This window comes from Sinomicrobium oceani (assembly GCF_900119185.1).
GTDB classification, from domain to species: Bacteria; Bacteroidota; Bacteroidia; order Flavobacteriales; family Flavobacteriaceae; genus Sinomicrobium; species Sinomicrobium oceani.
The window spans coordinates 18,871-31,199 of sequence record NZ_FPJE01000019.1 but is presented as its reverse complement, the minus strand read 5'-3'; the positions used below and the strand labels follow the sequence as shown (position 1 = coordinate 31,199).

The 12,329-nt window shown below is 45.4% G+C and carries 11 protein-coding genes and 2 tRNA genes; 8 read left to right on the top strand and 5 right to left on the bottom strand.

All coding sequences use genetic code 11. From position 1 onward, the window contains the following. Positions 1–57 precede the first annotated feature (57 nt). The 8 genes from BT112_RS15875 (at position 58) to rpsT (ending at position 7,822) form a co-directional block, all read left to right on the top strand. Positions 58–1,359, top strand: coding sequence for a TolC family protein (locus BT112_RS15875; RefSeq protein ID WP_072318368.1), 1,302 nt, complete (start codon positions 58–60; stop codon positions 1,357–1,359). Between the two features lie 18 nt (positions 1,360–1,377). Then, positions 1,378–2,514, top strand: coding sequence for an efflux RND transporter periplasmic adaptor subunit (locus BT112_RS15870; protein WP_083564966.1), 1,137 nt, complete (start codon positions 1,378–1,380; stop codon positions 2,512–2,514). Between the two features lie 63 nt (positions 2,515–2,577). Then, positions 2,578–5,682, top strand: coding sequence for an efflux RND transporter permease subunit (locus BT112_RS15865; protein WP_072318367.1), 3,105 nt, complete (start codon positions 2,578–2,580; stop codon positions 5,680–5,682). Between the two features lie 160 nt (positions 5,683–5,842). Next, entirely contained in the window at positions 5,843–6,433 is a 591-nt protein-coding gene (locus tag BT112_RS15860; protein WP_083564965.1) for a chromate transporter, read from the top strand. Continuing rightward, positions 6,430–6,975: a chromate transporter gene (locus tag BT112_RS15855; protein WP_083564964.1), complete on the top strand. Its 546-nt coding sequence runs from the start codon at positions 6,430–6,432 to the stop codon at positions 6,973–6,975. Before BT112_RS15860 ends, BT112_RS15855 begins: the two co-directional genes overlap by 4 nt. A gap of 256 nt (positions 6,976–7,231) precedes the next feature. After that, positions 7,232–7,303: transfer RNA gene (locus BT112_RS15850), tRNA-Glu, on the top strand. A gap of 90 nt (positions 7,304–7,393) precedes the next feature. Further along, a tRNA-Glu gene (locus tag BT112_RS15845) sits at positions 7,394–7,465 on the top strand. Positions 7,466–7,567: 102 nt separating this feature from the next. Then, positions 7,568–7,822 carry a 30S ribosomal protein S20 gene (gene rpsT, locus BT112_RS15840; RefSeq protein ID WP_072318365.1) on the top strand — a complete coding sequence of 85 codons (255 nt, stop codon included), beginning with the start codon at positions 7,568–7,570 and terminating at the stop codon, positions 7,820–7,822. A gap of 473 nt (positions 7,823–8,295) precedes the next feature. On the opposite strand, the gene BT112_RS15835 is transcribed toward rpsT, so the two are convergent. The 5 genes from BT112_RS15835 to BT112_RS15815 all read right to left on the bottom strand — a co-directional run bounded on the left by BT112_RS15835 (position 8,296) and on the right by BT112_RS15815 (position 12,273). Further along, positions 8,296–9,102 (bottom strand): YoaK family protein, encoded by an 807-nt coding sequence (locus BT112_RS15835; protein WP_072318364.1) that lies wholly within the window; start codon positions 9,100–9,102, stop codon positions 8,296–8,298. Next, on the bottom strand, positions 9,083–9,589 hold the full coding sequence (locus BT112_RS15830; RefSeq protein WP_072318363.1) for a hypothetical protein: 507 nt from the start codon (positions 9,587–9,589) through the stop codon (positions 9,083–9,085). The genes BT112_RS15835 and BT112_RS15830 overlap by 20 nt, the downstream gene beginning before the upstream one ends. 7 nt (positions 9,590–9,596) lie before the next feature. Further along, a complete protein-coding gene (locus BT112_RS15825; protein ID WP_072318362.1) occupies positions 9,597–10,076 on the bottom strand; it encodes a hypothetical protein in 480 nt (159 codons plus the stop codon). 132 nt (positions 10,077–10,208) lie between these two features. Next, positions 10,209–11,570, bottom strand: a complete 1,362-nt coding sequence (locus BT112_RS15820; protein ID WP_072318361.1) for a sensor histidine kinase — start codon at positions 11,568–11,570, stop codon at positions 10,209–10,211. Continuing rightward, entirely contained in the window at positions 11,554–12,273 is a 720-nt protein-coding gene (locus BT112_RS15815; RefSeq protein WP_072318360.1) for a response regulator transcription factor, read from the bottom strand. Before BT112_RS15815 ends, BT112_RS15820 begins: the two co-directional genes overlap by 17 nt. Between the last annotated feature and the right edge of the window lie 56 nt (positions 12,274–12,329).

Genomic DNA, 12,329 nt, shown 5'->3' with positions numbered 1-12,329 from the left:
TTAAGCTTTTTTTAAGCTCCTTATAAAGTCCTTTGCATCGCTAAAAACAGGGATGTAATGAGATCTTTCATACAATGTATAGTTATATGTTTAATGGGGTGTATTCAGACCGTGGCACAGGATACGCTGGTCCTTAACAGAAAGCAGTGCGAAGCGATCTTCCTGAAAAATAACCTGGAGCTTCTTGCCGGACGATTAAAGATCGATGAGGCCGAAGCCCGTCTTCTTCAGGCGAAATTATGGCCGAACCCCACACTTTCGGTAGATGAAGTAAACCTGTGGACTACGGGTAAAGGAACCAATAATCTCAATTATTTCGGTGACGGATTGCCCCCGCTTTCCGGAAATGACTGGAAAAATCAGCAGATCAGCGTAGAACTGGAACAATTGGTCCGAACTGCGGGCAAACGGAAAAAAATGATGGCGATGGAAGAGGTCTCCGTAGCTATGGCAGCAGAATACCTCGAAGACTTATTGAGAAACCTGAAAAGGGAGTTTCGTAATAATCTTACCGAATTGCAATATCTGCAGATGTACAGGGAAGTCTATGAAAAGGAAGCTTCCTCGGTAGCCAAACTGGTAATGGCTTATGGCCGGCAGGTTGAGCAGGGAAATATAGGTAAGGGAGAGTATATAAGACTCAAGGCACTCGGACTGGAGATAGCAGGAGAGATCAACCGGCTGGAGCGCGAATCCAACAAAGTTCAAAAGGAGCTGAAAGTACTGATGAGATTACCCGTACAGATTTCCCTTGTATTGGATGACGATGACTTCGTTCCCGAAATAAAAAAATTGAAGGAGATACATCCGGAGTACGTTCTCGACATGGCTTCGGGGCACCAGCCCGAACTCAAACTGGCTAAACTGGATAAGACGTATTCTGATAGAAACTATGCCTATGAGCATGCGATGCGGGTTCCGGACATCACATTCAAGGCCGGGTATGACCGTGGAGGGAACTTTATGCTCGATTTTGTAGGCTTCGGCTTTTCCATGGACCTGCCCGTATTTGACCGTAACCAGGGTAATATCAAAGCTGCACGGGTAGGACAGGAACAAGCCGGCTTACTGTTGCAGCAGAAAGAACTCGAAGTAAGATCGGGTGTCATGCTGGCTTATAACGATCTGGTGTCCGCAGTATCTTTTCTCGAAGATATAGACCCGGCTTACGGGGATGAACTGGAAGCTTTGCTGGAGAGTTATACCCGTAATTTCAGGGAACGGAACATCAGCATGCTGGAGTACCTGGATTTCCTGGAAACCTATCTTCAGAACCGGAATATTATCCTGGAATCCATAAAGACCACCAATGAAAAACTGGAAGACCTTCAGTTTGAAATAGGTAAAGACATAGACTAAAATAAAGCGGAGAATACGATGAAACTATTACACGATTATTATTATCTAAGGTATACTATCAGGCGATCCGGTATAGGGGTGATCGCATTACTTACCGTTTTTTCCCTTTTTATATCCTGTAAGGAACCCGTGGAAGAAGCGACAAAGACAGAGCGGTATTGTCTTGACGACTCGTTCCGGAAAAAAGTGACACTCGAACCGGCCCGTTTGCAGCCGGTACGCGAGAATATCACCCTGACAGGGATCGTACAGAGCAATCCGGATAAGGTCGTCCCGTTTACCAGCCTGGTAGGAGGAGTCGTTTCCAGGACCTGGTTTTCGCTTGGGGATGTAGTGACCAAGGGCGAGGTGCTGGCCGAGATACAGAGTTCGGAACTAAACAACCTGCAATCCGAACGGAAAAGCCTGGAAGGAGAGATCGCTGTTGCGGAACGGGAGCTGAGTGCTGTAAAATCGATGTATGAGGACGGGATCGCCTCGCAGAAAAATTATCTCACGGCACAAAGCGAACTGAAAACAAAACAGGCTGCCCTGGAAAATGTTACCGCTACCCTGGGATTGTACGGCAGCAGTAAGGGGACGGCCGGGTTCCAGGTCAAAGCACCGATGTCCGGGGTTATTACAGAAAAAAATATAACGGCCGGAATGCAGATATCGGCAGAAGGTAATACGCTGTTTACCGTAGCCGATCTGAGTGAAGTATGGGTGATACTCAATATCTATGCCGGAAATGTCACCAAGCTCCATGCCGGACAGTATGTTGAGATTCGTACCCTGTCTTACCCGGACAAAGTATTCGAAGGGAAAATAACCTCGATCTCCCAGGTGTTCGACAACGAAGAAAGAGTACTGAAAGCCTGGGTCGTAATCCCTAATGAAGATCAGGAACTGAAACCCGGGATGTCTGCGGATATTACGGCAAAAAGAGAACAGGGGGAAGAAGCGGTGAGTATCCCTACGGGAGCACTGATTTTCAATAACGATCAGAATTTTGTCGTGGTGTACAAAGACGATTGTACGATGGAAGTGCGGCATGTACGACTGCTCGGAAAAAACAGCGGAACGGCCTATGTTGCAGAAGGCCTTGAGGCAGGTGAACAGGTGGTGTCGACCAATCAGTTGCTTATTTACGAAAGAATAAAAGATAATAATTAGGCGCTTTTCAGCCCGCTTCGGGAAGCGGCTCTGATGCTTCCCGGCTTATAATATACAGGCGAGATGACTAAATTTGTTCAAAATATCGTTGCTTTTTCCCTGAAGAATCCGGTGATCGTATTTTTCTTTACGATCCTTTTACTGGTGGCCGGGGTCGTGAGTTATATACATACCCCGATCGAGGCGTTTCCGGATGTGACCAATACCCGGGCGCGTATTATTACTCAATGGCCCGGAAGGAGTGCGGAAGAAGTGGAGAAGTTTGTCACGCTTCCGGTCATGAAAGAGATGAATACCATCCCGGGAAAGACCGAAGTACGTTCCATATCGCTTTTCGGATTGTCTGTCGTAACGGTTTTGTTCAATGACAAGGCCGATGACTTTTTTGCGCAGCAATATGCATCAAACCGTTTGCAGAGTGTAGACCTCCCGACCGGAGCGGAAGCTGAGATAGAACCGCCTTCCGGAGCGACCGGGGAGATCTTTCGTTACGTCGTAAAAAGTGACAGGCCGATAAAAGAAATTACTGCTATCCACGACTGGGTGATCGAGCGGGAGCTGGTGGCAGTACCCGGCGTTGCGGATATTGTGAGCTTTGGCGGGGAGGAAAAGATATATGAAATACAGATACACCCCACAGAACTTATCAACTACGGGCTCTCGCCCCTGGATGTTTTCGAAGCGGTCTCCAAAAGTAATATCAATGTGGGCGGAGATATTATTGAGCAGGGAAGCCAGGCTTACGTGGTCCGTGGGGTAGGGCTGCTGGAAAGCGTAGAGGATATCGAAAATATACTTATCGAGGTCAAAGGGTCTACTCCTGTTACCGTAAAGCATGTGGCCGAAGTAAAGATCGCGGCCAAGCCCCGTCTGGGACAGGTCGGACTCCAGGATGAAGATGACCTGGTGGAAGGTATTGTTATCATGCTTCGCGGAGAAAATCCCGGAGAGGTCATTACCAGTCTGAAAGACAAGATCCGGGACCTGAACGAGCGCATACTCCCCAAAGATGTGAGGATCGAGCCATTTATAGACCGGACCGAACTGGTGGATGTCACGGTAAATACCGTCACCAAAAACCTTATTGAAGGTATTATTTTGGTGTCTCTTATTGTGTTTATATTTCTTTACAACTGGCGGATGACCCTTATCGTGGCCTCCGTGATCCCGCTCGCCTTTCTTTTTGCCATAACCATGCTGCGGATCATGGGTATGCCGGCCAACCTGATCTCTATGGGAGCCCTCGACTTCGGGTTGTTACTGGAAGGAGCCCTCGTTATTGCCGAACGGGTTTTTGTGGGACTGGAGCACAAGGCTAAGGAACTGGGCATGGAGCGTTTTAACAGGATGTCCAAAGCCGGGATCATTAAAAAGAGTGCCAAAGAAGTGGCCTCCTATATATTCTTTGCCCTGTTTATCCTCATCGTAGCCTTGCTGCCGATCTTTTCTTTTCAGAAAGTCGAAGGAAAAATGTTCTCCCCGTTGGCTTATACGCTTGGTTTTGCCCTGCTGGGATCGCTGATCCTGAGCCTTACCTACGTGCCGGCGATGTGCAAACTGCTCCTTACCAAAAATATCGTTGAAAAAGATAATATGATAACCCGATTTTTCCGTGACGGCCTGTACAAGTGGTTCCTGTGGACTACACGACACAAAAAGGCGACAATAGGTGTATTTTGCGGATTGCTTGCCGTAACGGTTTTCGGGTTCCTCAGCCACGGTTCGGAATTTTTGCCGAAGCTCAATGAAGGAGCGGTATATGTGCGGGCAACCCTGCCTAATAGTGTCAACCTGGAAGAGGCGGTGAAGCTTACGAAGGAAATGAAGAACAAGCTTCGCGAATACGAAGAAGTAAAGTTTATTCTTACCCAGACCGGAAGACCTAATGACGGTACGGACCCCACAGGCTTTTTTAACATAGAGTTTCACATACAGCTCTTCCCGGAAAACGAGTGGAAGCGTTCCCTGAATAAGACAGAACTGGTGGAGGAGATGCGGGCAACCCTGCAGACCTATCCGGGTGTTGTTTTCGGGTTCAGTCAGCCCATACAGGATAATGTAGAGGAATATGTGGCCGGGGTGAAGAGCTCACTCGTGGTTAAGATATTCGGGGATGACCTTTTTGAACTTGAGGATTACGCCGATCAGGTGGCCGGAGCGCTCCGGGATGTAAGAGGGATAGAAGACCTCAATGTGTACCGGAATATCGGGCTGCCGGAATTGCGTATACAATTGCACGACCACAAGATGGCCCGATATGCCGTGGATATGTCGGACGCACAGGCCGTGGTGGAAATGGCTATCGGCGGACAGGCGGCTACCACGTTCTATGAAAATGAAAGAATGTTCGATGTACGTCTCCGGTTTGCCAAAGGATACAGAGATACGGATGAAAAGATCGGAGAAATACTGATCCCGACCAAAGACGGAAAACGCGTGCCGCTCAAAGAGATCGCCACCATCGATTTTCATACCGGTCCGGCATTTATCTATCGCGAAGGGAGCAGTCGTTATATAGGAGTAGGCTTTAGTATAGAGAACCGCGACCTCGGGAGCACCATAGAAGAGGCCAGGGAAGTGGTAGGAGCACAGGTGGAATTTCCGGAGCATATCAAAACCGAATGGGCCGGAGAATTCGAATCAAAAGAACGGGCCACCAAACGGCTATACACCATAGTCCCCGTTTGTCTGATACTCATTATCTTCCTGTTGTGGATGAACTTCGAGGGTAACCTTAAAGATACGCTCATCTCGTGTATTGTGATTCCTTTTGCCTTTATCGGGGGATATTTGTCGCTCTGGATTACAGGAACTACCTTTGGTATTTCGGCAGGTATAGGTTTTATTATCCTGTTCGGGGTAGCCACTATAGACGGTATTGTGCTTATCGGGAATATCCGGCAGCAATTGAAAAAACACAAGCCTCTGAAAGAGGCAATATCCGATGCGGTATATGGCCGTATCCGGCCCGTATTAATGATCGCTATGATGGGGTCCATGGGACTCCTGCCGGCTGCACTTTCCACCGGCATGGGATCGGAAATACAAAAACCACTTGCCATAATGATTGTCGGAGGACTCATCGTTTGTATGATTCTCTCCATTACGGTCCTGCCACAGGTGTTTTATTTTGCCTATAAAGGAAAGAAGGAAGATGAAGGAGTATAAAATAAGGTTTTGGTTAGCTGCTTTTTAAAATGGTGTTATGCAAAGTAGTTGCCGTGGTGTGGATCTTTTAGATATTAAAAAAACGGTTTTTATGGTTGAGCTGGCGGTACGGATACGGCTTTTTTATGACATGACCTGGCTGCCTGTTTAAAATGTGTTGATGATGGAATCAAAGTTGGTTTTCGGAAGGATATCGGAGCATATTCATGTTCAGTTATTCCTTTCTTTTCTGAAAGTGGGTTTTTTTATGTTCGGTGGGGGGTATGCTATGATACCACTCCTGGAGCGGGAGTTGATCGAGAAGAAAAAATGGATAGACAAGGGAGAATTGTTGGAGATCATTTCTTTTTCGCAAATGACCCCGGGAACCATAGCAATCAATGCGGCTACGCATATTGGTAACACCAAAGGAAAGGCGCTCGGAGGTGTGGTAGCTTCACTGGGCATTATTGTGCCGTCCCTTCTTATTATTACGATACTGTATTATGTGGCCGGAAACCATTTTGAAAGCGATATCGTACAAAAAGCTTTTACAGGTATCAGAGCGTGTCTGGTAGTTATGATTTGTAGATCGGTATATACGCTTTTCAGGTCGGGGATGAGAGGCAGCATTTCTTATGTATTTTTTTTACTGGCCCTGCTTGCCCTGTTTTGTGGAGCCCACCCGATACTTGTTATTGTGACGGGTGGAATTTCGGGCTTTGTCATCTGGAAATGGTTTGGTCACCGCACTAAAAAGGCATCGATATGATCATGGATTTATTGACACTTATCTGGGTGTTCTTTAAGATAGGGCTGTTCAGTTTCGGAGGAGGGTTAACCATGGTTCCCCTGTTTATCATAGAATTCGAGAAGCACGGCTGGATGACCAGCGACCGGTTTATGGATGTATTGTCCCTGGCCCAGATGACTCCCGGCGCCATAGCCATGAATTCGGCTACCTATGTCGGGAACAGCGTGGCAGGGGTAACCGGGGGTGTCGTAGCCACCGGAGCCCTTGCGGCACCATCGGTCATTATCATGCTCCTGATGTCCCGTTTCCTTATGAAGGTTAAAGAACACCCGATAAAAGAAGCGGTTTTCGGAAGCCTGAAGCCGGTGACCATTGCCCTTATTATGTTTGCCGGGTTGCAAATCGGTGAAAATACCTTTTTCGGCGACACTTTTACCAATATCCGATGGAAGGTGATTGGGATAGCGCTTTTTATAGCGGTCTGCCAGTACGGATTAAAAAAGATCAATCCGATCTTTCTGATCGTATTATCGGCCATAGCGGGTGTCCTGGTGTTGTAGCACAGAACCTCACGGTTAGAAGTTAAAGACACCAGGAAAACTAAAACAGGCCGGTGTGGGTAAGTTGATAGCGTTCGGGGAATTTTTGTATGGTAATTTGAGATTTTATGCTACCTTTGTAGCCCGTAAAACCTGTTGGGGATGCGTAAAAACGAAGTTTGAATTTTTTTTTGAAAAAATAAGAAAAAATTTGCCTTAGGTATTGCTTCGTATAAAAATAGTTGTATTTTTGCATCCGCAATTTGAAATAAAAAACGGTCCGTTCGTCTAGGGGTTAGGACGCCAGGTTTTCATCCTGGTAACAGGGGTTCGATTCCCCTACGGACTACAAGTTCTTTGGAGCGTGAATATGTACTGAGAAATAAAGGTGGCACAGTGAGGTCCTCTTTGTTGGAATGGTAATATTCATTTTAAAAATGGTCCGTTCGTCTAGGGGTTAGGACGCCAGGTTTTCATCCTGGTAACAGGGGTTCGATTCCCCTACGGACTACAAAATTTGAGGAGGTGTGATTTTATCCACAACCGTTTAACGGGAATAAACAACCCGTACGAAGATTTTAATTATTTAGATTAACAGCTAAGGAAAGACAACATGGCAAATCATAAGTCGGCATTAAAGAGAATAAGAAGGAATGAAGCGGTTCGCCTGAGAAACAGGTACCAGCATAAGACTACCCGTAATGCTATCAAAAAATTACGTGGTACTGAGGATAAGAAAGAAGCTGAGACTTTATTTCCGTCTGTAGTATCTATGATCGACAAATTGGCTAAGAAAAACGTTATTCACGCAAACAAAGCAGCTAATTTGAAATCAAGCCTTGCTAAGCATATAGCTACATTGGCATAAGCCTCGTAGATGATATAAAATTAAAAAGGCTGTCCGGGAACGGACAGCCTTTTTGTTTGTAGATAGATTAGCGAAATCTACAAGTGGATCAAACAACCAATCCGGGGTATATGATGACCCGGATTTTTTTTTGGAGGCTTATTACGCAATGTCTAAGTACAACTGTTTTCGGGCGTTTTTATACCCTGTAAAGTAGCCTCGTGCTTAATGTCATCGGAAAGAAGAATAAGATCGTGTGGTGGTGACATGGAACACCCCCGCCCTGACAGCGGGAGTGATCTCTGTCGGAAATAATCCAAGAACCAACCAAGTAACTGACTTCTGATTTAACAATAGAGAACAAAACTATAATTCATATTCAGTCGTCAGTAATTTTTAGATCCGGGCAGGTCCCGGGATTTGAATATTCAGGCTTATTGTAAAGCCGGATATTTTTTCTGGTCTCCACCTGCAAAATTTTGTTTTGAGGCGGTTTAACGTCCGCTATGAACGTTTTCCGGCATAGGCCGGATATGCTGTTCGGGAATAACCGGAGTTTTACACCGGGAGCTTCGCTTTCTCCTGTTCCAGACCATTTTTCTTATTTTTATCTTGTAATATTCGTAGCAGATGATGACGCCTATCACCAAAGAAGCGATATAGAAAACCATAAAGCCTATCTGCTGGTACACAACACCTGCAAAGATCCCCCCGGTAACATAAGAAGTTGCGATAGCAAAAAGGACCCGTGCTCTCGCACGCAGACTTTTATCTTCCCTGTATTCTCTTTTAGTGAACATGGAGGTAAGCAGGCCGACGTCTGTAGTAAGCCCGGTTAAGTGTGTGGTCTTTACAGAGAAATTGGATATGCTTGCGGTGAGCCCGTTTTGTATCCCCATGGCGAAGAGCATAAGCGCAACCATAATTTCTGTTTCGTTAAGTGTTTCGCGGTAAAAAAACTGACCGTACGTGCCCACTGCAAGCAGACAGGCTATCTCGATCATCAGGGGGGCGGAATGCGCGGCATAGGTGTTCTTCTGATTAAAATTGATAACGATAAGGTTGGAACAGAAGTTGCCGGCGAAAAACATAAAAATCCATGCAAAGACAACTGCCGCCTGGTACCAGTTGCCTTTGGATATTTCTTCAGCCAGTATGGCGTAATGTCCGGTTACATTAGATGTAAAGGCGAAGAAGATAATAACCGATGTTACGTTAACCATACCAGCTGAAAAGGCAGTCAATGAGCCTAACTGAATGTTGTCTCGTATTGTTCTGCTATTATTGAATTTTCTGAGCATAATCTTTCTGGTGAATTTTTTTGAACTTCATCTTGGCAATCCCTTTGGCCTGTAAATCCGTATTGAAATACAGGACCATTTCATTTTCATTTAATGCCTGAAGATTATAGTGTTCCGGGGACGTTTCCCAGTGGTCGAGTTTCAGGATGTTTCCGCGGGATTTTAATGTCCATTGCAAGGGGACAGACTTCGCGTCGGTATGTAGCAATAGTTTGCCGTCCGGAAGAAATTCCCAGGTTTCGGCCTGGTGAATAACCAGTTCACGTGTAATCTCGTTTCTGAGTGTGTTGTTTATATGTTTACCCAGGGCAGCCGTATGAGCGTCCGGAAGTTTTTCGTATTCCCATGAAACTTCCTGCCATTTCCCGAGAATCGTGGTGTTCGGGGACGGAGAAGATACCGACATAATAATGAATAGCGCGAGACATGTTCCGAATGCCAGGGCATATATCAGTTTTATTTTGAGGTGATGTGTTTTCTTTTTCATAGCAATTCTAAGGTATAAGTAGCTTCGCCAGCGTTTCTTCGACAGTAACCGGTGTTTGGTTGCTGTATGCCACTTCGTGGAGGTCGAGAGCAGATCTTTTCAGATAAGGCATCAGGTCAAATCCTTTTTTGAGTGCAGGATGCAGGGATTTGGAATCTTCCGGTATATATGCGCTGTCTATGGAACTCCCCTGTATGAAATTATTGAAAGCACCCTGGCTTCCCCCGTAAAAGATATCCGTGCGTAGGGTGTTGATCCTGGAGAAATAGCGGTTTTTCAGTATCCCTTTAGCTTCTATAAAGCTTTTGCTTTCCAGAGCGGTTATAAGCCTGCCTTTTGAAAAAAATACCAGTTCGGATATCGATCCGGGTAGCGATTTTCCATATACCAGGATAAAATTTGCCTTTTCTTCCTCCCGCTCTATGGCCTTTTTGAGGAGAATAAGGGAATCCACGGTGAAATCGGTGGGAACAAGGATATTTTTCATAGCTATAACTTTTATACCTTACTAAGCAAAGCTATGTTTACCGTTTTAGAACGGCCTTAGAACCAAATTAAAATCCGATTAGAATCTATCGGTGAAAGTGATAGGAAGAAAGCGCATTCTAAGGAAGACGGTTTACTGATTTACGGGAAGTTTTATTTCTACCGTAGTTCCTTCGTTTTCCTTGGAAAACACAGAAAGCACTCCTTTGTGCATCTGTATCACATTCCGGGTCAGCGGTAACCCGATGCCGTAACCATGATAATTTCCGGTGTTTGAAGCCCGGAAAAACGGATCGTAAATATAGGGCATTTCCTGTTCGGGAATTCCGATACCCTGATCTTTGATGATGATAACAACGTGATCGTTGGAAACGCCCAGAGCTACTTTTACCTCTTGGTTGTCAGAATATTTACAGGCATTCAGCAATATATTGGATACCGCGAGAAGGAGAAGTTCTTTATTCCCGCTAACGTTAAGTTTATCCGATGTTTCGGGAAGCAGTTCAAAATCGATATGTATCTGGCAATTGGGATAGATTTTCTGTACGGTTTGTTCTGCGTCCATGATAAGCTGATCTATACGGACGAGTTCGAATTTCTGGACCTTACCGTTAAAACCGGTATGAGCGAGTAATAACAAGGCTTCGGTTTTTTTGCTGAGTCTTTCTGCATCTTCGAGAATGTTACCAAGGGCATTTTTATATTCCTCTGTATTGCGTTCCTTGGCCAGGGTTACATCGGCTTCTCCGATAATAGAGGTAAGCGGGGTGTTGAGTTCGTGCGAAGCATTGCTGATAAAATTCTTTTGGGTTTCAAACGAAGTCTCGAGACGGTTGAGCATGTCATTAAAAGTCAACGTCAGGCTACGCAGTTCTTCGTTGTTTTTAGGGACTTCCAGTCGTAAATGCATATTTTCGGTGCTGATCTCCCTCATTTTTTCGATAATATTTTGCACGGGGCGAAAGATGAGTTTGGAAAACAGGTAGGCAAAAGAGGCGATAATAAGGATAGAGATGAGCAGGGCAATGATGAGCAGGTTTTTGAGGTATGCATTATGGTGTGTACTGTAATAGTTCTGTGCCGATACGGTAACGAGATAATCTTTTCCATGGGTTTGATAGCGTATGCCGGAAAAGTAAGTATTTTGCTTGTTATAAAAGCCTTTACCGTTGCGGAGCACTTCTTCTATAAAATAGACCGGAACCCCGAGTTTTTTGGCTTTAGCTTGCGTGTTAACTCCCGAGATATCCGCAATATTTATTTTTTCATTGGGTAATTTTTCAAGGAATTCCTGGCGTATTTCCCTAAGGACATCACTGTCCTGCTGATGCTCAAGCTCTATTTTGGCAGCGGTAATGGCACGGATCTCCAGTCTCTTGTAGAAATCGATATAGGAGTAGTTCTCTATGGAGAAATAGATGAACCCACTGAATATCAGGATGTATCCCAGCGTTAAGGCAGTGAGTGAAAGTATGATCTTATTTCGTGTGTTCATCGCTTTCCTTTAGTACATAACCCATGCCTATAACGGTGTGTATGACACGGGGATTTTGGTTTCTTTCGAGTTTCTTTCGGAGGTAATTGACGTAAACATCAACCACATTGGTGCCTATATCAAAGTTGACACCCCACACATGTTCCAGGATGTCTGTTCTGGAGAGCACGCGGTAAGGGTTTTTCAGGAACATCAATAGCAGCCTGTATTCGGTTGAGGTCAGGCTGATCTCTTCGTTGTTCCTGCTTACGGTCTTGGTCGTATCGTTGACCTGCAGATCGGAAAAACGATATATGGCTTCTTCCTTTACAAACCTGTTCTCGAAGTTTTCGGAACGCCGGAGAAGGCTTTTAATACGGGCTACGAGCTCTATGAATTTAAATGGCTTTACCAGGTAGTCATCAGCCCCGCTGTCCAGTCCGAGGGCAATGTTTTCCGCGCTGCCCAATGCAGTGAGGAAAAGTATAGGAATATGCTGGTTGTTCTGTCTTACGGCCTTACAGATATCCAGCCCGTTGATATCGGGAAGCATGATATCCAGAATCAGCAGATCGAAGATCGTGGATGAAGCCCATTCCATACCTTGTTTCCCGGTCATGGCAACCGTCATTTCGAAGCCTTCTTCGGTAAGGCCGCGGTTGATAAAAGAACAGACTTTACTGTCGTCTTCTACCAGCAGTATTTTCTTGGAAAGCGACTTCATGTTTTTGGTGTGTTACAGCTACAATATACGCAAAATATTGCGCGATATTTTTGAGG

Bases quoted from the DNA above. Each gene is read 5' to 3' on its own strand.
- BT112_RS15875 (WP_072318368.1), top strand. From the start codon at position 58: ATGAGATCTTTCATACAATGTATAGTTATATGTTTAATGGGGTGTATT.
- BT112_RS15830 (WP_072318363.1), bottom strand. From the start codon at position 9,589: ATGAAAAAGAAAACACATCACCTCAAAATAAAACTGATATATGCCCTG.
- BT112_RS15820 (WP_072318361.1), bottom strand. From the start codon at position 11,570: ATGAACACACGAAATAAGATCATACTTTCACTCACTGCCTTAACGCTG.
- BT112_RS15860 (WP_083564965.1), top strand. From the start codon at position 5,843: ATGATGGAATCAAAGTTGGTTTTCGGAAGGATATCGGAGCATATTCAT.
- BT112_RS15855 (WP_083564964.1), top strand. From the start codon at position 6,430: ATGATCATGGATTTATTGACACTTATCTGGGTGTTCTTTAAGATAGGG.
- BT112_RS15815 (WP_072318360.1), bottom strand. From the start codon at position 12,273: ATGAAGTCGCTTTCCAAGAAAATACTGCTGGTAGAAGACGACAGTAAA.
- BT112_RS15870 (WP_083564966.1), top strand. From the start codon at position 1,378: ATGAAACTATTACACGATTATTATTATCTAAGGTATACTATCAGGCGA.
- BT112_RS15865 (WP_072318367.1), top strand. From the start codon at position 2,578: ATGACTAAATTTGTTCAAAATATCGTTGCTTTTTCCCTGAAGAATCCG.
- rpsT (WP_072318365.1), top strand. From the start codon at position 7,568: ATGGCAAATCATAAGTCGGCATTAAAGAGAATAAGAAGGAATGAAGCG.
- BT112_RS15835 (WP_072318364.1), bottom strand. From the start codon at position 9,102: ATGCTCAGAAAATTCAATAATAGCAGAACAATACGAGACAACATTCAG.
- BT112_RS15825 (WP_072318362.1), bottom strand. From the start codon at position 10,076: ATGAAAAATATCCTTGTTCCCACCGATTTCACCGTGGATTCCCTTATT.